At 69.4% G+C, this 23,157-nt stretch carries 21 protein-coding genes and 1 tRNA gene; 9 read left to right on the top strand and 13 right to left on the bottom strand.

Annotated features, from left to right (window positions below; all coding sequences use genetic code 11):
- Positions 1-37 precede the first annotated feature (37 nt).
- The 12 genes from P3H78_RS20465 to dnaA all read right to left on the bottom strand — a co-directional run bounded on the left by P3H78_RS20465 (position 38) and on the right by dnaA (position 15,346).
- On the bottom strand, positions 38-466 hold the full coding sequence (locus tag P3H78_RS20465) for a hypothetical protein (RefSeq protein ID WP_276110515.1): 429 nt from the start codon (positions 464-466) through the stop codon (positions 38-40).
- A gap of 127 nt (positions 467-593) precedes the next feature.
- On the bottom strand, positions 594-923 hold the full coding sequence (locus P3H78_RS20460) for a DUF4333 domain-containing protein (protein WP_276110514.1): 330 nt from the start codon (positions 921-923) through the stop codon (positions 594-596).
- Positions 924-1,595: 672 nt separating this feature from the next.
- Positions 1,596-2,057 carry a LacI family DNA-binding transcriptional regulator gene (locus tag P3H78_RS20455; RefSeq protein WP_276110513.1) on the bottom strand — a complete coding sequence of 154 codons (462 nt, stop codon included), beginning with the start codon at positions 2,055-2,057 and terminating at the stop codon, positions 1,596-1,598.
- 73 nt (positions 2,058-2,130) lie between these two features.
- Positions 2,131-2,204, bottom strand: a tRNA-Ile gene (locus P3H78_RS20450).
- A 101-nt stretch (positions 2,205-2,305) separates the two neighbouring features.
- Entirely contained in the window at positions 2,306-3,070 is a 765-nt protein-coding gene (locus P3H78_RS20445; protein WP_276110512.1) for a DUF3566 domain-containing protein, read from the bottom strand.
- Positions 3,071-3,088: 18 nt separating this feature from the next.
- On the bottom strand, positions 3,089-5,683 hold the full coding sequence (gene gyrA / locus P3H78_RS20440) for a DNA gyrase subunit A (RefSeq protein ID WP_276110511.1): 2,595 nt from the start codon (positions 5,681-5,683) through the stop codon (positions 3,089-3,091).
- Between the two features lie 42 nt (positions 5,684-5,725).
- Positions 5,726-7,807 (bottom strand): DNA topoisomerase (ATP-hydrolyzing) subunit B, encoded by a 2,082-nt coding sequence (gene gyrB / locus P3H78_RS20435; RefSeq protein ID WP_276110510.1) that lies wholly within the window; start codon positions 7,805-7,807, stop codon positions 5,726-5,728.
- Between the two features lie 391 nt (positions 7,808-8,198).
- Positions 8,199-8,732: a DciA family protein gene (locus tag P3H78_RS20430; protein ID WP_276110509.1), complete on the bottom strand. Its 534-nt coding sequence runs from the start codon at positions 8,730-8,732 to the stop codon at positions 8,199-8,201.
- Positions 8,729-9,850, bottom strand: a complete 1,122-nt coding sequence (recF, locus tag P3H78_RS20425) for a DNA replication/repair protein RecF (RefSeq protein WP_276110508.1) — start codon at positions 9,848-9,850, stop codon at positions 8,729-8,731. Before recF ends, P3H78_RS20430 begins: the two co-directional genes overlap by 4 nt.
- A gap of 116 nt (positions 9,851-9,966) precedes the next feature.
- Positions 9,967-10,842 carry a phosphogluconate dehydrogenase (NAD(+)-dependent, decarboxylating) gene (gene gnd / locus P3H78_RS20420; protein WP_276110507.1) on the bottom strand — a complete coding sequence of 292 codons (876 nt, stop codon included), beginning with the start codon at positions 10,840-10,842 and terminating at the stop codon, positions 9,967-9,969.
- 210 nt (positions 10,843-11,052) lie between these two features.
- A complete protein-coding gene (dnaN, locus tag P3H78_RS20415) occupies positions 11,053-12,183 on the bottom strand; it encodes a DNA polymerase III subunit beta (RefSeq protein WP_276110506.1) in 1,131 nt (376 codons plus the stop codon).
- Positions 12,184-13,303: 1,120 nt separating this feature from the next.
- Positions 13,304-15,346 carry a chromosomal replication initiator protein DnaA gene (gene dnaA / locus P3H78_RS20410; protein ID WP_276110505.1) on the bottom strand — a complete coding sequence of 681 codons (2,043 nt, stop codon included), beginning with the start codon at positions 15,344-15,346 and terminating at the stop codon, positions 13,304-13,306.
- Between the two features lie 420 nt (positions 15,347-15,766).
- On the opposite strand from dnaA, the gene rpmH reads away from it, so the two are divergent.
- The 9 genes from rpmH (at position 15,767) to P3H78_RS20365 (ending at position 22,755) form a co-directional block, all read left to right on the top strand.
- Complete coding sequence (rpmH, locus tag P3H78_RS20405) at positions 15,767-15,904, top strand: 50S ribosomal protein L34 (RefSeq protein ID WP_015659252.1); 138 nt, start codon at positions 15,767-15,769, stop codon at positions 15,902-15,904.
- A 21-nt stretch (positions 15,905-15,925) separates the two neighbouring features.
- Positions 15,926-16,297 carry a ribonuclease P protein component gene (gene rnpA / locus P3H78_RS20400; RefSeq protein WP_276110504.1) on the top strand — a complete coding sequence of 124 codons (372 nt, stop codon included), beginning with the start codon at positions 15,926-15,928 and terminating at the stop codon, positions 16,295-16,297.
- Positions 16,294-16,647 carry a membrane protein insertion efficiency factor YidD gene (yidD, locus tag P3H78_RS20395; RefSeq protein ID WP_276110503.1) on the top strand — a complete coding sequence of 118 codons (354 nt, stop codon included), beginning with the start codon at positions 16,294-16,296 and terminating at the stop codon, positions 16,645-16,647. The genes rnpA and yidD overlap by 4 nt, the downstream gene beginning before the upstream one ends.
- A 3-nt stretch (positions 16,648-16,650) precedes the next feature.
- Positions 16,651-17,928, top strand: a complete 1,278-nt coding sequence (yidC, locus tag P3H78_RS20390) for a membrane protein insertase YidC (RefSeq protein WP_276110502.1) — start codon at positions 16,651-16,653, stop codon at positions 17,926-17,928.
- Between the two features lie 15 nt (positions 17,929-17,943).
- Entirely contained in the window at positions 17,944-18,456 is a 513-nt protein-coding gene (locus P3H78_RS20385; RefSeq protein WP_276110501.1) for a Jag family protein, read from the top strand.
- A gap of 189 nt (positions 18,457-18,645) precedes the next feature.
- Positions 18,646-19,362 (top strand): 16S rRNA (guanine(527)-N(7))-methyltransferase RsmG, encoded by a 717-nt coding sequence (gene rsmG, locus P3H78_RS20380; protein ID WP_276110500.1) that lies wholly within the window; start codon positions 18,646-18,648, stop codon positions 19,360-19,362.
- 269 nt (positions 19,363-19,631) lie between these two features.
- Positions 19,632-20,705, top strand: a complete 1,074-nt coding sequence (locus tag P3H78_RS20375; RefSeq protein WP_276110499.1) for an AAA family ATPase — start codon at positions 19,632-19,634, stop codon at positions 20,703-20,705.
- The gene (locus P3H78_RS20370; protein ID WP_276110498.1) at positions 20,702-21,805 is read left to right on the top strand and encodes a ParB/RepB/Spo0J family partition protein; all 1,104 of its coding nucleotides are present in this window, start codon (positions 20,702-20,704) and stop codon (positions 21,803-21,805) included. The genes P3H78_RS20375 and P3H78_RS20370 overlap by 4 nt, the downstream gene beginning before the upstream one ends.
- Before the next feature lie 332 nt (positions 21,806-22,137).
- Entirely contained in the window at positions 22,138-22,755 is a 618-nt protein-coding gene (locus P3H78_RS20365) for a GNAT family N-acetyltransferase (protein ID WP_276110497.1), read from the top strand.
- Positions 22,756-22,807: 52 nt separating this feature from the next.
- Here the strand turns inward: P3H78_RS20365 and trxA are convergent, their stop codons facing one another.
- Entirely contained in the window at positions 22,808-23,140 is a 333-nt protein-coding gene (trxA, locus tag P3H78_RS20360; RefSeq protein ID WP_276110496.1) for a thioredoxin, read from the bottom strand.
- Positions 23,141-23,157 lie beyond the last annotated feature (17 nt).

The raw sequence follows: 23,157 nt of genomic DNA, 5'->3' as shown, positions 1-23,157 counted from the left end.
GCCCATGTCCCTGGATCGAGCCGCGCACGCTGCCCGGTCAGAACCCGTCGAACACCGAGACCGAATTCGCGTTCGTCCCGACCTGGAAGTCGGTGGTCTGCAAGGTGGTGTTGGCGTTGCGCAGCGCTGCCTTGTCCGAGCCGAGCCTGTTCATCAGGTTCTTCACCTGCTCGCCCCAAGCCGCATGTGCCTTCTTCAACGCCCCAGAGGTGTGCCATCCGTCCCTGAAGGCCTTTACCGCCGCGGCAGTATCCGTGTCTGCGTAGTCTCCCGCCTTGCGGGTGTCAGGCTCAATGTGCTGCTCGATAGCATTGGCCGCGGCCTGCTTCTGAGCCGGTGTGGAAGCGAGCTTCTTCTGACCGTTCAGTCCCGGTGATGCGGCTGATCCTCCAACGTCGCCCGGTACCTGGTTCAGACGCATCCCGACCGGCTGGGCCGCCGCGCTTCTCGAATCCGTCCCTGCCATGCGTCTTTCCTCCCGTACTTGCCGGTGCCCGGCGCCAGCGAGGTAAGCGTGCAACTGTCCGCTCGCACCCGTACTGCCTTCAGCCCTTCAAGAAGGGGTCGTCTGGCCCAACTCTGCCTTCAGGAGGCTAATGCTGGGAGGACGAAGCCTTGTCGTCAGCCTTGAAGTCATAGTTGATGCGGTCTCCTCTGACAGAGGTGACCTTGACCGTCACACCCAAGGTGCTGCCGTCGTCTGCAGTGAGGGTGCAGCGCGAGGTGGTGCCGACCTTACCGACGAGATCCTCGGGACAGGAGACATGCGGCCTCGGTTGCCCCGTGGCTGCGGCGAGCTTTTCGGACAGCGTGGTGGAAAGCTTGCCCGCCGACAGCTTCGGCGGCGTGGACTTCTTGACCTCGACGGAGGCCGAGCAGCCAAGGAGTAGCGTGCTGCCAGCGGCAAGGGCGAGTATCGACATGCCAGTGGCCGTCCGGGCTTTGAACATCATGCACTCCGGTTCAGCTGGTCAGGACGAGAGAACCCGAAGAGCATACTCGGCAGGGTGGTGTGGAGATCACCTCGTCGATCTCACGGATCCGCGCCGGTGGCGGGGCAGGTAGGAAGCCTGGCGGCCGATCATCGCGGTGCACCAACACTGTGTCTCTCTGGAAGCTGCCGCCGGACAGCTTCCCACCTGACCGCGTGGCAGTTGCCGGTCTTCACGAGGGGCGGGCCGGTTCCCTGCGCATTACTCTCACGCGCTCTCCGAGGAGAGAGACAAGGACGGCCACCGCCGAGGCCGCCCGCATTATGAGCCGCGCTTTCAACGCTCCAACCCAGTCCCCCGCCAGCCCAGCCACGAGCCGGTGCCCCATCTCGACGGTGACTGAGGGTAGCGGGGCGAGAAGGAGCCGTCGATGTGGCCCATCCGCTCATCCATGAGAACCCGCTCGGTGCGCAGGCTCGCCATGCGCGTGCGGTGCATCCGGCGGAGCCCGCGCGGCGTGAGCCCGGCAACAATCGGCACCCACAGGACGTCGCGCGGCTCGCCGCGCCTCGACCTCGCACGAGGGTGCCCGGCATCGCTGGTCCGGCCAGGATCGACACCGAGATGCCACGGCCCGTACACACCCCTTCCTCACCAGCCCTCTCAGGCCTTGGTATGCCCCCGTGGCCGCCAGATGGAAGAGGCGCGATCTGAAGGCGCTGCGGCGCCAGTGGGCCGCCGTCTCCTCCGCGGTCCGGCTGTTATGTAACCGAGGTCGGACATGGCCTGCGTGACGTGGACGCGGGTCTCCTCCACCACCTCGGCATGGCTGAGGACGTTCGACACAGTCCCGGTGTTCACGCCGGCGAGCTTCGCGGCGGCCTTCAGCGTCGGCCCGCCACCCCAGTCCCAGCGCCGGATGGTGCCGAATGTTCCGTACTTGAGCGGCCCGATCCGGTAGGCGCCTCGGAAGTAGCCGTCCCGTTTCTCCCCGTAGCCGCGCCTGATGCACGAGTATTTTTTGATCTTCGGCAGGCCGGCCCGTGCCGGCCCGTCTGGTATCCGGGCGACGATCATGCTGACAAGCGCCCAAGGGAACCGCTCCGCACCGACGCGGACCGCCACCCCTCCATGCGCCCAGCAACGAAAAAAGCGCCTCCCACCAAGGGAGACGCTCTTTCGGAACCAGGTTCAGAAGTGGGGCTAACAGGATTTGAACCTGTGGCCTCATCCTTATCAGGGATGCGCTCTAACCAACTGAGCTATAGCCCCGCCGCGCTCTGCGGGGGTGTGTCCCGCGCGCTGACTCCTGAAGATTAGCGCACGACATGCGCAGTCCCAAAATCGGTTGTCCGGGCCGCTGCCCGGGTGTCTCACTCGTCCTCGGCCAGGGTCAGTTCGACGCCGCCGACGAAGCCCGCGGAGATGTTGTAGATGAAGGCGCCGAGCGTCGCGAGGGCCGTGGCGAGGACGACGTCGATGACCGCGATGATCGACGTGAACATCAGGACGTTCGGCAGGGAGAGGAAGGACTGCAGGTCGAAGCCGTTCGACTCGTTGGAGCCGGTGGCCTCGGAGATCGTCCCGCCGACCGTGGAGAACACGCCCATGGCGTCCATGACCATCCAGAGCACGGCCGCGGCGACGACCGTGCAGATGCCCAGCGCGATGGAGAGCAGGAAGCTGACCTTCATGACCGACCACGGGTCGGCCTTGGCCACCCGGAGCCGGGCCTTGCGGGTGCGCGGTGCCGTGCGGACGTCCGTGCGGGGGCGGCGGGCGGAGGACGCCGACGCCGCCGGGTAGGCCTGCGGCGGGTGGTACGGGCCGGCCGGCTGCTGCGGACGGCGCTCGCCCGGCAGCGGGGAGGCGGCGCCCACCGGGGCGGAGCCCTGGTGGGAAGGAGTCGCCTGCGCGCCACCGGCGGGCTGCGCCTGCTGGGCCTGCGGACCTCGGGTGTCCGTCACCGTTCCCCCCTGGGACGTGTCGGGTGCGGGCGACTCCGTCGCGGACGGCTCGATCGCCTTCAGATTGGTGGTGTGCGAGTCCGCCGCCCGCGCGGCGGAGCCACGGCCGCCGCCGTCCGATTCCCTGCCGGGGGAATGACCGGCCGACCCGGCGCCCGTGGCTCCGCTCACGATGACTCTCTCCTCGTGCTACTCGTCCGAGGGCGCCTCACCCTCGTCCGTGCCGATGATCGCGACACCTTCCGCGGACTCGTCCACGGCCACGTCGCCGTCGACTTCCTCCGCCTCGCGCCCCGCCTCGGCGTTGCGTGCGATACCGACGACGGCATCGCGCTTGCCCAGGTTGATCAGTTGGACGCCCATGGTGTCACGGCCCGTCTCCCTGACCCCGCTGACTCGCGTACGAATCACACCGCCCGAGAGCGTGATCGCGAGGATCTCGTCCGTCTCCTCGACGACCAGCGCACCCACGAGCGACCCGCGGTCCTCGACGATCTTGGCGGCCTTGATTCCCAGGCCGCCGCGACCCTGGACGCGGTACTCGTCGACACGGGTGCGCTTGGCGTACCCGCCGTCGGTGGCAGTGAACACGAACGTACCGGGTCGAACAACATTCATCGAGAGCAGCTCGTCGCTCTCGCGGAAGCTCATGCCCTTGACGCCCGAGGTCGCACGGCCCATCGGTCGCAGGGTGTCGTCCGAGGCCGTGAACCTGATCGACTGTGCCTTCTTGCTGATCAGAAGGAGATCGTCGTCGGCCGAGACCAGTTCGGCACCGATCAGCTCGTCGTCCGAACCGTCCTCGCGCTCGCGCAGGTTGATCGCGATCACACCGCCGGAACGCGGCGAATCGTAATCCTTCAGAGGCGTCTTCTTGACCAGACCGGCCTTGGTGGCGAGCACCAGGTAGGGGGCCGCGTTGTAGTCCCGGATCGCGAGGATCTCGGCGATCGCCTCGTCCGGCTGGAAGGCGAGCAGGTTCGCCACGTGCTGACCGCGCGCGTCCCGGCCGGCGTCCGGCAGCTCGTAGGCCTTCGCCCGGTACACCCGGCCCTTGTTGGTGAAGAACAGCAGCCAGTGGTGCGTGGTGGACACGAAGAAGTGGTCGACGATGTCGTCCTCCTTCAGCTTCGCGCCGCGCACACCCTTGCCGCCGCGCTTCTGGGCGCGGTAGTCGTCGGTCTTGGTCCGCTTGATGTAGCCGCCGCGGGTGACCGTGACGACGATGTCCTCCTCGGCGATGAGGTCCTCGATGGACATGTCGCCGTCGTAGGGCACCAGCATCGTCTTGCGGTCGTCGCCGTACTTCTCGACGATCGCGGCCAGCTCCTCGCTGACGATCCCGCGCTGGCGGACCGGCGAGGCGAGGATCTCGTTGTACTCGTTGATCTTCGCCTGGAGCTCGTCGTGCTCCTGGACGATCTTCTGCCGCTCCAGGGCGGCCAGCCGGCGCAGCTGCATCTCGAGGATGGCGTTGGCCTGGATCTCGTCGATCTCCAGGAGCCCCATCAGGCCGCCGCGCGCGATCTCGACGGTGTCGCTGCGCCGGATCAGCGCGATGACCTCGTCGATGGCGTCCAGGGCCTTCAGCAGGCCGCGCAGGATGTGCGCCCGCTCCTCGGCCTTGCGCAGCCGGAACCGCGTCCGGCGCACGACGACCTCGATCTGGTGCGTCACCCAGTGGCGGATGAACGCGTCCAGGGACAGGGTCCGCGGCACGCCGTCGACCAGGGCCAGCATGTTGGCGCCGAAGTTGGTCTGCAGGTCGGTGTGCTTGTACAGGTTGTTCAGGACGACCTTGGCGACCGCGTCCCGCTTGAGGACGATCACCAGGCGCTGGCCCGTCCGGGAGGACGTCTCGTCGCGGACGTCCGCGATGCCGCCGACCCTGCCGTCCTTGACGAGGTCGGCGATCTTCTGCGCCAGGTTGTCCGGGTTCACCTGGTACGGCAGCTCGGTGACCACCAGGCACTGCCGGTTCTGGATCTCCTCGACCTCGACGACCGCGCGCATGGTGATGGAGCCGCGGCCGGTGCGGTAGGCCTCCTCGATGCCCTTGCGGCCCACCACCAGGGCGCCGGTCGGGAAGTCGGGGCCCTTGATGCGCTCGATGAGGGCTTCCAGCAGGTCCTCGTGCGAGGCCTCCGGGTTCTCCAGGTACCACTGGGCGCCGGACGCGACCTCGCGCAGGTTGTGCGGCGGGATGTTGGTCGCCATGCCGACCGCGATACCGGCCGAGCCGTTGATCAGCAGGTTCGGGAAGCGGGCGGGCAGGACGGTCGGCTCCTGGGAGCGGCCGTCGTAGTTGTCCGTGAAGTCGACGGTCTCCTCGTCGATGTCGCGGACCATCTCCATCGACAGCGGCGCCATCTTGCACTCGGTGTAGCGCATGGCCGCCGCCGGGTCGTTGCCCGGCGAGCCGAAGTTGCCGTTGGAGTCCACCAGCGGCATCCGCATCGCCCACGGCTGCGCCAGGCGGACCAGCGCGTCGTAGATGGAGGAGTCGCCGTGCGGGTGGTAGTTGCCCATGACGTCGCCGACGACGCGGGCGCACTTGTAGAAGCCGCGCTCGGGGCGGTAGCCGCCGTCGTACATGGCGTACAGCACGCGGCGGTGGACGGGCTTGAGGCCGTCCCGGACGTCCGGCAGCGCACGCGACACGATGACGGACATCGCGTAGTCGAGGTACGAGCGCTGCATCTCCGTCTCGAGCCCGACGGGCTCGACGCGCATCGCGAGTTCGCCGCCCTCTTCAGGGGTGACGGGAGTGTTCTCGTCGGCCATTGCTGGTGAAGTTCCTTCCTGGTGCGGTCAGCTGAGACCGACTCAGATGTCGAGGAAGCGGACGTCCTTGGCGTTGCGCTGGATGAACTGGCGGCGTGCCTCGACGTCCTCGCCCATCAGGACCGAGAACAGGTCGTCGGCCTGCGCGGCGTCGTCGAGGGTGACCTGGCCGAGCACGCGGTGCTCCTGATCCATGGTGGTCACGCGCAGCTCCTCGGCGTTCATCTCGCCGAGGCCCTTGAAGCGCTGGATGGAGTCCTCGCGGACGCGCTTGCCGCGCTGGCGGCCCATCTCGATCAGCGCGTCGCGCTCGCGGTCGGAGTACGCGTACTCGGCGTCGTCCTTGCCCCACTTGAGCTTGTAGAGCGGGGGACGGGACAGGAACACGTGCCCGGCCTCGACCAGCGGCCGCATGAAGCGGAACAGGAAGGTGAGCAGCAGGGTGTTGATGTGCTGGCCGTCGACGTCGGCGTCCGCCATCAGGATGATCTTGTGATAGCGGAGCTTCTCGATGTCGAAGTCCTCGTGGACCCCCGTGCCGAACGCGGAGATCAGCGCCTGGATCTCCTGGTTCTGCAGGATCTTGTCGATGCGCGCCTTCTCCACGTTGAGGATCTTGCCGCGGATCGGGAGGATCGCCTGGTACTCCGGGTTGCGGCCGGACTTGGCCGAGCCGCCGGCGGAGTCTCCCTCGACGATGAAGATCTCGCACTTGGTGGGGTCGTTGGACTGGCAGTCGGAGAGCTTGCCCGGCAGGGACGCCGTCTCCAGCAGGCCCTTGCGGCGGGTCAGGTCGCGGGCCTTGCGGGCCGCCACGCGCGCGGTGGCCGCCTGGATGCCCTTGCGGATGATGTCCGCGGCCTCGACCGGGTTGCGGTCCAGCCAGTCGTTCAGGTGCTCGTAGACGGCCCGCTGGACGAAGGTCTTCGCCTCCGTGTTGCCCAGCTTGGTCTTGGTCTGGCCCTCGAACTGCGGCTCGCTCAGCTTGACCGAGATGATCGCGGTCAGACCCTCGCGGATGTCGTCGCCGGTGAGGTTGTCGTCCTTGTCGCGCAGCAGCTTCTTGTCGCGCGCGTACTTGTTGATCAGCGAGGTCAGCGCGGCCCGGAAGCCCTCCTCGTGGGTGCCGCCCTCGTGGGTGTGGATGATGTTCGCGAAGGAGTACACGCCCTCGCTGTAGCCGCCGTTCCACTGCATGGCGACCTCGAGGGACAGGCTCTTGTCCTTGTCCTCGGCCTCCAGGTCGATCACCGTGGGGTGCACGACCTCCCCCTTGCGGGAGTTGAGGTACTTCACGAAGTCGACGATGCCGCCCTCGTAGTGGTACGTGACCGCCTTGACCTCGGCCTTCTCGTCGGCACCCGCCTCGTCCGCGCCGGCGGTGGCCTTCGCCGACTCGCGTTCGTCGGTGAGCCGGATCGTCAGGCCCTTGTTGAGGAACGCCATCTCCTGGAAGCGCCGGGAGAGCGTCTCGAAGGAGTACTCCGTGGTCTCGAAGATCTCCGGGTCAGCCCAGAAGGTGACCGACGTGCCGGTCTGCTCGGTGGCCTCGTGCTGCACCAGCGGGGCGGTGGGGACGCCCATCTTGTAGTCCTGCGTCCAGCGGTGGCCGTCCGTGCGCACCTCGACCGAGACCCGGGAGGACAGCGCGTTCACCACGGAGACGCCGACGCCGTGCAGACCGCCGGAGACCGCGTAGCCGCCGCCGCCGAACTTGCCGCCCGCGTGCAGCACGGTCAGGACCACCTCGAGGGCCGGCTTGCCCTCGGAGGGGACGATGCCCACGGGGATGCCGCGGCCGTTGTCGACGACGCGGACGGCGCCGTCGGCCAGGATCGTCACGTCGATGGTGTCCGCGTGGCCGGCCAGCGCCTCGTCGACGGAGTTGTCCACCACCTCGTAGACGAGGTGGTGGAGGCCGCGCTCACCGGTGGAGCCGATGTACATGCCCGGTCGCTTGCGGACCGCGTCCAGCCCCTCGAGGACGGTGATGGCGCTGGCGTCGTACGAGGCCGTGACCTCACCGCTCGAGGAGACGGCCCCGCTCTCGCCGGCGTCGGTGGACGGGATGTTCTCGTTGGGGTTGCCGGAATCGGCCACGAAGCGCCCTTTCTGGCACAGCACGAGCCGGGCTCCTGGAGGTGCCCCCTCTGAGGGAGGGTTGTCGGAGCGGCTGCGGCATGTTGCGTTGGTGAGCCTTGAACAGCGTTGCTCAGCTTGTCCCGGACGGTCCCCACGTTTGGGGCGGGATCGGCTTCCAGTCTACCGGTAGCGCCGACAGTGATGGGGGTTTGCCGGTACCTGAGTCCGCATGTGCCGCCCTGAATCGGTCTCGCCCGGGTCCCGATATACGGATGGGGGCTCCAAGAGGCTCACAGCGGCACTCAGCGCTTCGAGACGTCAACCCTTCGCTACTCAGGGGTCAGGTCGGTGCCCGCGGGTGCGCGCGCGGGTGCGCGGAAGCCCCGTCCGGCCCTGCCGGACGGGGCTTCCGCACCACTTGATGTGACGTCTGTCACCCGTAGGTGTCACCGGGGCCGGTGCTGCCCGGAGCACGCAGCGGGCCGTACCGGCGGGCCGGTCCACCGGGGCCGAGCACCTTGATCAGGCGGACCGCGCCGTGGCCGAGATCCTCGTTGAGCCGGGCGACGAGGGTGGGGGCGAGCAGCCGGAGGTTCGTCGCCCAGGCGGTGGAGTCGCAGCGCACGGTCAGCACGCGCTCGTCCTCGTCGTACCTCTCCGGGACGCAGTGCTTGGCCACGTCCGCGCCGACGATCTCCGGCCAGCGCCCCATCACCCCGCCCACCGCGGCCGGGGTCTCCCAGCCGCGCTCGGTGATCAGCCGGTTGATCGCCGAGCCGAGGGCCATGGGGTCGCGGCCGTCGGACCTGGCCCCGGAGCGCAGGCCGCCGCGCCGCGCCTGCTTCTTCTGCTGGGCCGCGTCCCCGCGCGCACGGGCCGCCTCCTTCGCCGCCCGCAGCGCCACTCGCGCGAGATCGACGCCGGACGGCTCGGTTCCCGGGCGGGGGGCCGGTTCGTCCGCGGTCATGCGCGCTCCACCGTCCCGTCGGCCACGGCGTAGCGGGTGCCCGCCAGGACGTGCGGTACGTCGTCGTCCACCGCCGCGGTCACCAGCACCTGCTCGCCGGGCGCGACCAGCTCGGCCAGCCGCTCGCGCCGCCGGGCGTCCAGCTCGGCGAAGACGTCGTCGAGGATCAGCACCGGCTCGTTGCCCTCGGCGCGCAGCAGGTCGTACGAGGCCAGGCGCAGCGCCAGGGCGTAGGACCAGGACTCGCCGTGCGAGGCGTACCCCTTGGCGGGCAGCCGGCCGAGATTCAGCAGGAGGTCGTCGCGGTGCGGCCCGACCAGGGTGACGCCGCGCTCGATCTCCTGCTTGCGGGCGTCGGCGAGGGCGGCCGCCAGTTGGTCCTGGAGCGCCTCACGGGTGTGGGCGTCGCCGGGTGCGGACGGCCTGTACTCCAGCGCGACGGGGCCGCCGCCGGGGGCGAGCTGCTCGTACGCCTTGTCGGCCAGCGGCTGGAGCGCGGCGACCAGGTCCAGGCGCCGGGCGAGCAGTTCGGCGCCCGCCTGCGCGAGGTGCTGGTCCCACACGTCGAGGGTGGACAGGTCCATGGAGCGGCCGCCGTGCCGGCGGGCCAGCGCGGCCGACTTCAGCAGGGTGTTGCGCTGCTTGAGGACACGCTCGTAGTCGGAGCGGACGCCCGCCATGCGCGGGGAGCGGGCGGTGACGAGCTCGTCGAGGAAGCGGCGCCGCTCCCCGGGGTCGCCCTTGATCAGGGCGAGGTCCTCCGGCGCGAACAGCACGGTCCGTACGATGCCGAGCACGTCACGGGGCCTGACCTGCGAGGAGCGGTTGATGCGGGCGCGGTTGGCGCGGCCCGGGTTGAGCTCCAGCTCGACCAGCTGCTGCCGCTCGCCCTGCCGGACCTGGGCCCGGACGACGGCGCGCTCGGCGCCCATGCGGACCAGGGGGGCGTCGGAGGCGACACGGTGGCTGCCGAGGGTGGCGAGGTAGCCGACGGCCTCGACGAGGTTCGTCTTGCCCTGGCCGTTGGGCCCGACGAATGCGGTGACGCCCGCGTCGAGCGGGATCTCGGCCCGGGGGTACGAGCGGAAGTCCGCCAGCGACAGATGCGTGACGTGCATGGTCGGTTCGCCGACCTCCCCTGCCTGTGGTGCTCCGGTTGTCCCGGTCGTGTCCACGGCCTGTGGACAACCGGTTCACGTCCAGGGGTGCCCGGGCGGGCACCCCCGGGTGTGGACTACTTCTTCTCCACCGCGTGGCCGCCGAACTGGTTGCGCAGCGCGGCGATCATCTTCATCTGCGGCGAGTCCTCCTGGCGGGAGGCGAACCGCGCGAAGAGCGAGGCCGTGATCGCCGGCAGCGGCACGGCGTTGTCGATGGCGGCCTCGACGGTCCACCGGCCCTCGCCGGAGTCCTCGGCGAAGCCCCGCAGCTCGCCCAGGTGCTCGTCCTCGTCGAGGGCGTTGACCGCGAGGTCGAGCAGCCAGGAACGGATGACGGTGCCCTCCTGCCAGGAGCGGAAGACCTCGCGGACGTTCTCCACGGAGTCGACCTTCTCCAGCAGCTCCCAGCCCTCGGCGTAGGCCTGCATCATCGCGTACTCGATGCCGTTGTGGACCATCTTCGCGAAGTGGCCCGCACCGACCCGGCCCGCGTGCACGGCCCCGAAGTCGCCCTCGGGCTTCAGCGCGTCGAACACCGGCTGCACCAGGGCGACGTGCTCCTTGTCGCCGCCGTACATCAGGGCGTAGCCGTTCTCCAGGCCCCAGACGCCGCCGGAGACACCGCAGTCGACGAAGCCGATGCCCTTGGCGGCCAGCTCCTCGGCGTGCTTCTCGTCGTCCGTCCAGCGGGAGTTGCCGCCGTCGACGACCACGTCGCCGGGCTCCAGCAGCTCGCCGAGGCGGTCGACCGTGGCCTGGGTGGCCTCGCCCGCGGGGACCATCACCCAGACCACGCGCGGGCCCTCGAGCTTGCCCACGAGCTCCTCGAGGCTGTGGACGTCCGCGAGGTCGGGGTTGCGGTCGTATCCGACGACGGTGTGGCCCGCGCGGCGTATCCGCTCGCGCATGTTGCCGCCCATCTTGCCGAGGCCGACGAGACCGAGCTCCATCAGTTGCGTTCCTTAGGTTGCACGACGTGGCGATCCGGCACCGGGGTGCCTGCGTCCGAGCCTAATCCCGGACTCTGGCGCACATCCGTGGGCATACGCGCTCATGCGCACGCCCCGCCCCGGCGGCGCCCGGCGTGATCCACAGGACGGGCCCCGCAGTCCACAGCCTGTGGGGACCGCGGACCGCCGCGGCCCGTGCGGTGCCCGGCGTCAGCCGCTCAGGCGGACCGGCATGATCAGGTACTTGTACGCGTCGTCGGCCTCCGCGTCCACGGCCGGCTTGCCGCTCAGCAGCGCGGGCTTGGTGGAGGTCGTGAAGGACAGCTGGGCCACCGGGGAGTCGATGGCGCTCAGGCCGTCCAGCAGGAACGTCGGGTTGAACGCGATGGAGATGTCGTCGCCGTCGAGCTGGGCGTCGACCCGCTCCACAGCCTGTGCGTCGTCGCTGGAGCCGGCCTCAAGGATGAGCACGCCCTGCTCGAAGGAGAGCCGCACCGGGGTGTTGCGCTCGGCGACCAGGGCCACGCGCTTGACGGCCTCCACGAAGGGGGCGGTCTCGATGGTCGCGACCGAGTTGAACTCCGTCGGGAACAGGGTGCGGTACTTCGGGAGGTCACCCTCGAGGAGCCGCGTGGTGGTGCGGCGCCCGGCGCCCTCGAAGCCGATCAGGCCCTCGCCCGCTCCGGAGCCGGAGAGCGCCAGGATGACGCTGTCACCGCTGGTCAGCGCCTTGGCGGTGTCCAGCAGGGTCTTGGCGGGCACCAGGGCGACCGCGGATGCCTCCGGGTTCTCGGGCTTCCACAGGAACTCGCGGACCGCGAAGCGGTAGCGGTCGGTGGAGGCCAGCGTCACGGTGTCGCCCTCGATCTCGATGCGCACACCGGTGAGGACGGGCAGCGTGTCGTCGCGGCCGGCGGCGATCGCGACCTGCTGCACGGCGGACGCGAAGACCTCGCCGGGGACGGTGCCCGTCGCGTTCGGCATCTGGGGCAGGGCCGGGTACTCCTCCACCGGCAGGGTGTGGAGGGTGAAGCGGGACGAACCGCAGACCACGGTCGCCCGGACGCCGTCCGTGGAGATCTCCACCGGGCGGTTGGGCAGGGCGCGGCAGATGTCGGCGAGCAGGCGGCCGGAGACCAGGACCGTGCCCTCCTCCTCGACCTCGGTCTCGACCGAGACGCGGGCGGAGACCTCGTAGTCGAAGCTGGAGAGGCTCAGCTGGCCGTCCTCGGCCTTCAGCAGCAGGCCGGCGAGGACAGGCGCCGGCGGACGGGCCGGGAGGCTGCGTGCCGCCCAGGCCACTGCCTCCGCGAGTACGTCGCGTTCCACCCGGATCTTCACCGTAAGCCGCCTCCTGCTGTTGCTGCTGAGTCCTCCGACTCGGCGTCACCACCCACTCCGACGGGAAGGACACCGGGGACCAGTCTGACGCACTGCGCTGACAGCAGGTGCCGGTCGGGGTCAAGTCGCTCCGGGGCGCGGTCGGGCTGCCGACATCGAGTTGTGCACAGGACCCACTTCGAAACGGATTCCACGCTCTCTCTAGTCGGGAGTAGTAGTAGGGCCTGTGGATACCGTGGATAACCACGTTTGCCCAGCTCAGCGCGGAAATTTTGTCCACGGGCCCTGTGGGTGGAGGCGGTGGACAACCGGGCGTCTCTGTGGAGAACGGGAAGTTCTGCACACCTCGCCCACAGCCCGGGGGCAGTTCTCCCCAGCTGCGTCCCCAGGTTTACCCGCGTTTCCCACACCCCAATCCGGCACCTTCGTGTGACGGCTTTCACTCGGTGCGGTGATCCGGTGCGTCGCGTTGCCGAACAGTGGACAGCCGTGTGGAGAAGCTGCCGATCACTGGGGACAACGCGCCACATCCTGTGGGAAGCCCGTGGACAACTTCGTGCACAGCCTGTGGATCATGTCGTCGTCCACAGTCTGTGGAGATCCTTCGTCCACGATTCCACAGGCAGCTGAGCTGGGGCGATGGCATACCGGGCGCACAACCTGTGGATGCGGTCTGGACAACTCCGCGGTCCCCAGCGTGTGGACGGGAAAAAGTAGCCGAATCTGTGGAGGGAGACCGTAACCCGGCGTCGATTCGAACAGGGGGCAACGGCGTCGTGATCCGGCACCGGCCGGCGGATCCCCTCCGCGAGGCGTTGTCGAGGGCTGCGGGGCGTTGTCGAGGCGCGGGACGCGGGGGGTGCTCACGCGATGGGCCGGGGCGGCGGAGCAGGCATGGGGCGACCTGAGGGGCGCTCCGAGAGGCGACCTGGGAGATGACCGGGGGCACCGGGCCCTGGTCCGCCTCGTCCTCCTGCGCGGGGGCGGCCCCGGGCGACCCGGGACCGACCCGGAGACGGCCGAGGGCGCCCGGGAGGAGATCCCGGGCGCCCTCGGCCGTCGTCGCACGGCCCTGTGCGGCTGTGCGGCCCGTGCGCCGTACGGCGGCCCGAGCCGGCCGTCAGCCGTTCTTGATGCGGTTGGTCAGCTCCGTGACCTGGTTGTAGATGGAGCGCCGCTCCGCCATCAGCGCGCGGATCTTGCGGTCCGCGTGCATCACGGTCGTGTGGTCGCGGCCGCCGAACTGCGCGCCGATCTTCGGCAGCGAGAGGTCGGTCAGCTCCCGGCACAGGTACATCGCGATCTGGCGCGCGGTGACCAGCGCGCGGCCGCGCGAGGTCCCGCACAGGTCCTCCACGGTCAGGCCGAAGTAGTCGGCCGTGGCCGCCATGATCGCGGGCGCGGTGATCTCGGGTGCGGAGTCCTCGCCGCCGGGGATCAGGTCCTTCAGGACGATCTCCGTCAGCCCCAGGTCCACCGGCTGCCGGTTGAGCGAGGCGAAGGCCGTCACCCGGATCAGCGCGCCCTCCAGCTCGCGGATGTTCCGCGAGATCCGCGAGGCGATGAACTCCAGGACCTCCGGGGGTGCGTTGAGCTGCTCCTGGACCGCCTTCTTGCGCAGGATCGCGATACGGGTCTCCAGCTCGGGCGGCTGGACGTCGGTGATCAGACCCCACTCGAAGCGGTTGCGCAGCCGGTCCTCCAGGGTCACCAGCTGCTTGGGCGGCCGGTCGCTGGACAGCACGATCTGCTTGTTCGCGTTGTGGAGGGTGTTGAAGGTGTGGAAGAACTCCTCCTGCGTCGACTCCTTGTCCGCGAGGAACTGGATGTCGTCGACGAGCAGGATGTCCATCTCGCGGTAGCGCTTGCGGAAGCTGTCGCCCTTGCCGTCGCGGATGGAGTTGATGAACTCGTTGGTGAACTCCTCCGAGCTGACGTACCGCACCCGCGTGCCCGGGTAGAGGCTGCGCGCGTAGTGCCCGATCGCGTGCAGCAGGTGGGTCTTGCCGAGCCCGGACTCCCCGTAGATGAAGAGCGGGTTGTACGCCTTCGCGGGCGCCTCGGCCACGGCGACCGCGGCCGCGTGCGCGAACCGGTTGGACGCCCCGATGACGAACGTGTCGAAGAGGTACTTCGGGTTCAGCCGCGCGGTCGGCTCGCCGGGGCCGGCGGCGGGCGCCGGCTGTGCGGCCAGCGGCCCCGGGGCACCGGTCGTGGGCAGGTTCGGGCCCACCGGACCGCCGCGGTGCACGTGGCCGGAGCCGCCCTGCGCCTCGGAGCCGTCGCGGCGGCCGTCGTCGCGCTGCTCGTAGTCGCCGCGCGAGGTCTCGTACTCCGAGCGCTGCCGGTCGTACGCGGGGCGCTCCATCGGCTGCGGACGGTAGTCCTGGGACGGGCCGTAGGAGTCCTTCTGACCGTAGGACTCCTGCTGGCCGTACTCCTGCTTGCCGTAGCCGTCCTGGGAGCCGTACCCGTCCTGCTTGCCGTAGGACTCCTGGGAGCCGTACCGGTCGTGCGACGGCGAGGCGTAGGGGTCGCGCTCGGGGAAGCCGAACCGCTGCTGCTGCCAGCCGTAGTCGTCCTGTGCCGGGCGGGGCCAGGCACCGGGCTCGGGGCGCTGGTACTCCGAGGGGTAGGCGGGGCGGGCGGTCGGCAGCGGGTCGGCGCCGCCGTCGGCCTGCGGGCCGGTGCGCGGCATCGGGTCGCCCGCGTGCTGGTCGCCGCGGCCGGGACGGGGGCCGGAGGCGTGGCGCTCGGACCGGTGCCGGCCGTACCCCTCGTAGCCGCCCTGGCCCGGGGGCAGCTCCTGCTCCTCGTACCGGGGCTGCTCCTCGTAGCGCGGCTCCTCGTAGCGCGGGGCGGGCTGCGACGGGGGCTGGGACTCGCCGACGGAGCTGTCGACGGTGATCGCGATCCGGATCGGCCGGCCGCACTCACGGGTCAGCGACTCGCTGACCACCGGGGCGAGCCGGCCCTCCAGCACGTTCTTGGCGAACTCGTTCGGCACGGCGAGCAGGGCGGTGTCCGCCACCAGCGCCAGCGGCTGGCAGCGCCGGATCCAGTGCTCGTCCTTGGTCTCGACCCCCTGTCCACGGCCCTCGCCGAGGAGCTGGTCCAGTACGCGTGGCCACACTGCGGCAAGATCGGCAGGTACGTCAGCCACAGGGCACGCTCTCTCACAGGTCCCACGAACGTGTGGTTCGGGACGGGTCGGGATTCACATCGGGGGCGGGGGAGACGGGGACGGGTGTCGTCCGGAGGGACAGACCCGCTGGGCGGGGGACAAGGGAACGCATCGCAGTCCAGCCACGGTAGTCAGCGCGGCGGGTAGGGTTCAAGTTGTTGTCCCCAGCCTGTGGACAGTGTCTCCCGGCGACCGCTGGTTTGACCGAATGGCGTAGCCGCGCGTACCGTAACCAGGTCGAGTTGTCGATGGCTGCTGCCGCCTGCCTCCGAAGGGCACAGATCGCGTTCAAGGTGATCGGTAAGCGGTGCACTCGGGCGTTACTGCGAGCTACTCGTGGGCGCACGGTGACAGCCAGGACGGCACCCCGCCACCTACCGATCTTTCTGGAGCCCCCGAGTGAGCAAGCGCACCTTCCAGCCGAACAACCGTCGTCGCGCGAAGACCCACGGCTTCCGCCTGCGGATGCGCACCCGTGCCGGCCGCGCGATTCTCGCGAACCGTCGTGCCAAGGGTCGCGCCAGCCTGTCCGCCTGATCCCGATCAGGTCATGACGTCGTGCTGCCCACCGAGTACCGGCTGAGGCGGCGCGAGGACTTCGCGACCGCGGTACGACGAGGTCGCCGGGCCGGCCGCCCGACCCTCGTCGTCCACTTTCGTAGCGGTGCAACGGACCCGCACGCGCCTGGGGAGAGCGCTCCCCTGCCGCGTGCGGGTTTCGTTGTGAGCAAGGCCGTGGGCGGAGCGGTGGTACGCAACACGGTGAAGCGCAGGCTTCGCCATCTGATGCGTGACCGAGTCGCTCTGCTGCCCCCCGGTAGCCTGGTAGTCGTACGAGCGCTGCCCGGTGCGGGCGACGCCGAGTACGCACAGCTGGCCCGAGACCTGGATGCCGCCCTGGAGCGGCTGCTGGGAGGGGGCGCGCGATGAAGTACCCGCTGCTGGCACTGATCAAGGTGTACCAGTGGACCATCAGCCCGTTGCTCGGGCCGGTGTGCAAGTACTACCCGTCGTGTTCCCACTACGGTTACACGGCCATCGACCGGCACGGTGCGATCAAGGGCACGGCCCTGACCGCCTGGCGCATTCTGCGGTGCAATCCGTGGTCGCCGGGCGGTGTGGACCACGTCCCCCCGCGCAAGCGTCCGCGGTGGCACGAACTGCTGCGCAACGCATGGCGCGCACGCAAGGGCGGGCCCTGCGCCGCCGAATCGGCCACCGAAGGGAAGCTCCCTTCGAGCCCGGCCGCAGAGACCTCGTCCCATGCCCAAGGAGCATGATTAGTGGACACGATTGCCAGCTTCTTCAGCTTCATCACGACACCCGTTTCCTGGGTCATCGTCCAGTTCCACTCGGTGTACGGCCAGATCTTCGGTCCCAACACGGGGTGGGCCTGGGGCCTGTCCATCGTGTCCCTCGTGGTCCTGATCCGTATCTGCCTGATCCCGCTCTTCGTGAAGCAGATCAAGGCGACGCGGGCGATGCAGACGCTCCAGCCCGAGATGAAGAAGATCCAGGAGCGCTACAAGAACGACAAGCAGCGTCAGTCCGAAGAGATGATGAAGCTGTACAAGGAGTCGGGCACCAACCCGCTCTCCTCGTGCCTTCCCATCCTGGCGCAGTCCCCGTTCTTCTTCGCCCTCTACCACGTGCTCAACGCCATCGCGACGGGCAAAACGATCGGCGTCCTCAACGAGTCGCTGCTCGCCAGCGCCCGTCAGGCGCACATCTTCGGTGCTCCGCTCGCCGCGAAGTTCACGGACAGCGCGGACAAGGTGGCGGCGCTCGGCGCCTCGCTGACCGACGTCCGGGTCGTCACCGCGATCATGATCGTGATGATGTCGGCGTCGCAGTTCTACACGCAGCGCCAGCTGATGACGAAGAACGTCGACACCACGGTGAAGACGCCGTTCATGCAGCAGCAGAAGATGCTGATGTACGTCTTCCCGGTCATGTTCGCCGTCTTCGGCATCAACTTCCCGGTCGGTGTCCTCGTCTACTGGCTGACCACCAACGTGTGGACCATGGGCCAGCAGATGTACGTGATCCACAACAACCCGACCCCGGGTTCCAAGGCCCAGGCCGCGTACCTGGAGCGCCTGTACAAGCACGTCACGCACCACGGCAAGACCCGCAACCGGCGTGAGAAGGCCATCGTCAAGGCGATCGTCTCCAAGGGCCGCGACCGCAACGAGTCCGAGCGCAAGTTCATCAACGGTCTCGGCAAGGTCGGCCTGGTCGCCCAGACCGACGGCACCGTGGCGAAGGGCGAGGCCGACGCCGCCGTGCTCGCCGAGGACGGCACGACGGCCACGGCCACGGCCGCCGGCCGGCGCCAGCAGCCGAAGCGGCAGAGCAAGGCCCAGCGCCAGTCGGGCGGGGCGAAGCCGGCCGGTGAGGCGGATGCGTCCACGTCGCTGAGCAAGTCCGACGACTCCGGGACCGACGAGCCCGCGACCACCGGACAGTCCTCCGCCCAGCCCGGCAACAGCGCCCGCAGCAGGGCTCAGTCCGGTCAGCGCAAGGGGCCGCAGCGGCCCAAGTCCCCGTCCAAGAAGTAAGAAGGAGCCCATCCCGTGACGGAAGGCACCACCTCCGCCGCTGCCGAGGGCGCGGACGCCCTCTCCCGCCTCGAGCAGGAGGGTGAGATCGCGGCGGACTACCTCGAGGGTCTGCTGGACATCGCCGATCTCGACGGCGACATCGACATGGACGTGGAGGCCGACCGCGCCTCCGTCTCGATCATCAGTGACGCCGGTGGCCGCGACCTGCAGAAGCTGGTCGGGCGCGACGGCGAGGTGCTGGAGGCCCTGCAGGAGCTCACGCGCCTGGCCGTGCACCGGGAGACCGGCGACCGCAGCCGCCTCATGCTCGACGTCGACGGCTACCGCGCGAACAAGCGGTCCGAGCTCTCCGAGCTGGGTGCCAAGGCGGCCGCCGAGGCCAGGAGCAGCGGCGAGCCCGTCAAGATGAAGCCGATGACCCCGTTCGAGCGCAAGGTCGTGCACGACGCGGTCAAGGCCGCAGGTCTGCGGAGCGAGTCCGAGGGCGAGGAGCCGCAGCGCTTCGTCGTCGTACTCCCCGCCTGAGCGGCCCCCCGTTCTCTCGGCCCCGTCTGTTGCGCAGGCGGGGCCGAACTTCGTCAGGCTGATCCGGCGCATCCCCGCCGGGTCGGCCCGACGGATCTCTGTCAGCCTGGTCCTGAGGGCTGACGGTCCCTGCTAGCCCTGGTGATCAGCGCGCGGAGCGCTGGAGCGGTATGGAAGGACGGTCCCCTCGTGACGGAGGCAGCGGAGCTTCCCCCGGCGCCCGAGCAGGCGCGCGAGGTCTTCGGTGAGCGGTTCGCGGACGCGGTGCGCTATGCGGAGCTGCTCGCCGAGGCCGGCGTGCAGCGCGGGCTCATCGGTCCCCGCGAGGTCCCCCGGCTGTGGGAGCGGCATCTGCTCAACTGCGCCGTGCTCTCCGAGGTCGTGCCGGAAGGCGTGACGGTCTGCGACGTGGGTTCGGGCGCAGGTCTGCCCGGGATCCCGCTCGCTCTCGTCCGTGACGACCTGAAGATCACGCTCCTGGAGCCGCTGCTGCGGCGCACCAACTTCCTCACCGAGGTCGTCGAACTCCTCGGGCTGGACCATGTGACCGTCCTCCGCGGCCGTGCCGAGGAGGTCATGGGCCAGGTCCAGCCCGTCCACGTGGTGACCGCTCGTGCGGTGGCTCCGCTGGACCGTCTGGCCACGTGGGGGATCCCGCTGCTGCGCCCCTACGGCGAGATGCTCGCACTCAAGGGGGACACCGCGGAGGAGGAGCTGAAGAGCGCGGCGACCGCGCTCAGCAAGCTCGGTGCGGTGGAGACGTCCATCCTCCAGGTGGGCGAGGGGATCGTGGATCCCCTGTCCACCGTGGTGCGCGTGGAGGTCGGAGAGAGCCCGGGCGGTGTGCGCTTCGCCGCCAAGCGTGCGAAGGCAGCCCGGACGGGACGGGTGCGCCGGCGGCGCTGAAGCCGCTCCGGACAAAAGCGTGCCTACTCCACACAAGCTGCCCCACGCCCTCATGCCGGAGTGTCGCGACAGTTCGGACGCGGCTGCGCTGCATCGTGTTTCACGTGAAACGTCGCTCACTGCTGCACGGCATCATCAACCGTGGTCGCACTGCGGCCCAACCCCGCGAACGTAAGCCACTCGGGTCACTCGGACAGGGTGCGAAGTTGTCCACAGAGGTGGATTTCTCCACAGAAGAACAGGCCTCACTGGTTCGCGACCCCGAAGGCATGGGAGGCTCTGTTTATTGCGAGCCTGAAGTCGAGGAGAGTGAATCCGTGCGGTCCGACGCCAACATCGCGGGACCGATGGCCGATCCGGTCCCCGGTCCCCGTACCGAGTCGACGGGGGAGGATGTTTCACGTGAAACACCGCCCCCGATGGACGACACTCCCATCGGTCGTGCTGCCCAGTTGGCGGTGGAAGCCATGGGCCGCGCAGGCGAGGCACTGCCGCGACCCGAGCAGACCCGGATCATCGTGGTCGCCAACCAGAAGGGCGGCGTGGGCAAGACGACGACGACCGTCAATCTTGCCGCCTCCCTGGCCCTCCATGGCGGCCGGGTGCTCGTGATCGACCTCGACCCTCAGGGCAACGCATCCACCGCGCTGGGGATCGACCACCATGCCGAAGTCCCCTCCATCTACGACGTCCTGGTGGACAGCAGGCCACTCTCGGATGTCGTCCAGCCGGTTCCCGACGTGGAGGGTCTTTTCTGTGCCCCGGCCACCATCGATCTCGCCGGTGCGGAGATCGAGCTGGTGTCACTGGTGGCCCGGGAGAGCCGACTGGAGCGGGCCATCCAGGCCTACGAGCAGCCGCTGGACTACGTCCTGATCGACTGTCCGCCCTCTCTCGGCCTCCTCACCGTCAACGCGCTGGTCGCCGGGGCGGAGGTCCTCATCCCCATCCAGTGCGAGTACTACGCGCTGGAGGGCCTGGGCCAGCTCCTGCGGAACGTCGACCTGGTCCGAGGGCACCTCAACCCCGCGCTGCATGTGTCGACCATCCTGCTCACCATGTACGACGGCCGGACGCGCCTGGCGTCCCAGGTCGCGGAAGAGGTGCGCACTCACTTCGGCGACGAGGTGCTGCGGACGAGCATCCCCCGCTCGGTCCGGATCTCCGAGGCCCCCAGCTACGGGCAGACCGTGCTGACTTACGATCCAGGATCGAGCGGTGCCCTCTCCTATCTCGAGGCGGCACGAGAAATCGCGCTGAGGGGTGCCGGTGTCGCGTACGACGCGACGCAGGCCCACATCGGCGCCCAGAGCGACCCGAGCATGGTGGAGGGCATCCAGTGAATGATCGACGGAGGGGGCTGGGCCGGGGCCTTGCCGCGCTGATCCCCGCGGCGCCGACCGGGGAGAGGACACCGGCCACGCCCGGACTGGGCGGTGGCAATGCGCCGTCCGCCGCTGCCGGAGCGGCGTTGGGCAGCGAGCGCGGTGTGGCCGCCGCCAAGCTGGCCTCGCTGCCTCCCGTACCCCGGGAGGCGGAGGAGGACGCGCCGAGCAGCGCACCGGAGACGCCCGGGCCTCCGCTCGGCGCCCACTTCGCCGAGATCCCGCTCGACGACATCACGCCGAACCCGCTCCAGCCCCGCAAGATCTTCGACGACGAGGCGCTGGCCGAACTCGTCGTCTCCATCCAGGAAGTGGGCCTGCTCCAGCCGGTCGTCGTGCGGCCGCTGGAGCAGGGGCGCTACGAGCTCATCATGGGTGAGCGGCGCCTGCGCGCCTGCCGCAAGGCGGGACTGGAGGCCATCCCCGCGATCGTGCGGGCCACGGAGGACGAGAAGCTCCTCCTGGACGCCCTGCTGGAGAACCTCCACCGGGCCCAGCTGAACCCGCTGGAAGAGGCCGCCGCCTACGACCAGTTGCTGAAGGACTTCAACTGCACCCATGACCAGCTGGCGGATCGCATCGGCCGGTCGCGTCCGCAGGTCTCCAACACCCTGCGTCTGCTGAAGCTCTCGCCGGCGGTGCAGCGCCGGGTCGCCGCCGGAGTACTGTCCGCCGGGCATGCCCGTGCGCTGCTCTCGGTCGACGATTCGGAGGAGCAGGACCGGCTGGCTCAGCGGATCGTGGCCGAGGGGCTCTCGGTGCGGACCGTGGAGGAGATCGTGACCCTGATGGGGTCGCGTCCGCAGCCGGCTCCGCGCTCCAAGGGGCCGCGGGCCGGCGGCCGGGTCTCCCCGGCGCTCACCGATCTGGCGACGCGGCTGTCCGACCGCTTCGAGACCCGGGTGAAGGTCGATCTGGGCCAGAAGAAGGGCAAGATCACCGTCGAGTTCGCCTCCATGGACGACCTGGAGCGCATCCTGGCGTCCCTGGCCCCCGGTGAGGGGCCGGTGCTCCAGCGGAGCCTGAGCGAGGACGACGCGGAGGAGACGGACGACTGAGTCCGACGCCGCCGACACCGGCGGCGTCGGACCTCCGATCGGCAGGGAGCGGGCCGTGTTCCGGTGAGGACCGGAACACGGCCCGCTCTTTGCTTCCACTCGGTATCGAGTGCCTCGCATCGTGGATACGATGCGGTCGGGTATGGCGCATCACCTGTCGGCACCTCTGAGGGGAAGGCGGGGGCCATGCGAACGGTGGGCCGCACCGGGCTGATGGGCGCGGGGCTGGGGCTGGCCGCGGTGGGTGGGTTCGTCGGTAGCCTGCTCAGGGAACGCGTCGCTCTGGCAGTCGCCCGTGAGGCAGCGGGCGAAGGAAGCGAGGAACAGCCTTCATGGGCCGCAGGCTCGTACCGCTCACGCTGGACAATCTTCAGGATCTTCCCCAGCGCTGTCGTGCGTGTGTCTTCTGGGAGTTGGACCCGGTCAGCGGCGGAGCCGCGGTGAAGGCGGGACGCCCTGCCCAGGAGAAGGAAGCCTGGATCTCCGCGGTCCTGCTCGACTGGGGATGCTGCGGCCGGGTGGTCTACGTCGACGACGTTCCGGTGGGCTTCGTGCTCTATGCTCCCCCGGCCTATGTCCCGCGGTCCGCGGCCTTCCCGACGAGTCCCGTCTCCCCGGACGCCGTGCAGTTGATGACCGGCTTCATCATGCCGGGCTACCAGGGGCAGGGACTGGGCCGGGTGATGGTGCAGACGGTCGCGAAGGATCTCCTGCGGCGCGGCTTCAAGGCCATCGAGGCGTTCGGAGACGCCCGCTGGAATGAGCCGGCCTGCATGCTGCCCGCCGACCATCTGCTGGCCGTGGGCTTCAAGACCGTCCGGCACCATGCGGTGCATCCGCGGCTGCGCCTGGAGCTCAGGTCGACGCTCTCCTGGAAGGAAGACGTGGAGATGGCGCTCGACCGGCTCCTGGGAGCCGTGCAGAAGGAGCCGGTGCTTCGTCCGCTGTAGGACGAAGGGGCCGACCCTGGCGGGTCGGCCCCTTCGTGTTTCACGTGAAACGTCACTCGGCGATGAAGTCCTCGAGGTCGCGGACGATCGCGGCCTTCGGCTTGGCGCCCACGATGGTCTTGGCGACCTCGCCGTTCTGGTAGACGTTCAGCGTCGGGATGGACATGACGCCGTACTTGGCGGCCGTACCCGGGTTCTCGTCGATGTTGAGCTTGACGATCTCGATCTTGTCGCCGTACTCCGTGGCGATCGCCTCGAGCGACGGAGCAATCTGGCGGCAGGGACCGCACCAGGCGGCCCAGAAGTCCACCAGGACGGGCTTGTCGCTCTTGAGGACGTCCTGCTCGAAGGAGGCGTCGGTCACGTTCTTCAGGGTGCCGGCCACGGCGGGCTCCTTAACTG

It is taken from the genome of Streptomyces tropicalis, assembly GCF_029269835.1.
GTDB classification, from domain to species: Bacteria; Actinomycetota; Actinomycetes; order Streptomycetales; family Streptomycetaceae; genus Streptomyces; species Streptomyces tropicalis.
This window is presented reverse-complemented; position numbering and strand designations above follow the sequence as displayed.

Bases quoted from the DNA above. Each gene is read 5' to 3' on its own strand.
- P3H78_RS20465 (WP_276110515.1), bottom strand. From the start codon at position 466: ATGGCAGGGACGGATTCGAGAAGCGCGGCGGCCCAGCCGGTCGGGATG.
- P3H78_RS20460 (WP_276110514.1), bottom strand. From the start codon at position 923: ATGTCGATACTCGCCCTTGCCGCTGGCAGCACGCTACTCCTTGGCTGC.
- gyrA (WP_276110511.1), bottom strand. From the start codon at position 5,683: ATGGCCGACGAGAACACTCCCGTCACCCCTGAAGAGGGCGGCGAACTC.
- P3H78_RS20430 (WP_276110509.1), bottom strand. From the start codon at position 8,732: ATGACCGCGGACGAACCGGCCCCCCGCCCGGGAACCGAGCCGTCCGGC.
- recF (WP_276110508.1), bottom strand. From the start codon at position 9,850: ATGCACGTCACGCATCTGTCGCTGGCGGACTTCCGCTCGTACCCCCGG.
- gnd (WP_276110507.1), bottom strand. From the start codon at position 10,842: ATGGAGCTCGGTCTCGTCGGCCTCGGCAAGATGGGCGGCAACATGCGC.
- yidD (WP_276110503.1), top strand. From the start codon at position 16,294: ATGAAGTACCCGCTGCTGGCACTGATCAAGGTGTACCAGTGGACCATC.
- P3H78_RS20375 (WP_276110499.1), top strand. From the start codon at position 19,632: ATGGGAGGCTCTGTTTATTGCGAGCCTGAAGTCGAGGAGAGTGAATCC.
- P3H78_RS20365 (WP_276110497.1), top strand. From the start codon at position 22,138: ATGGGCCGCAGGCTCGTACCGCTCACGCTGGACAATCTTCAGGATCTT.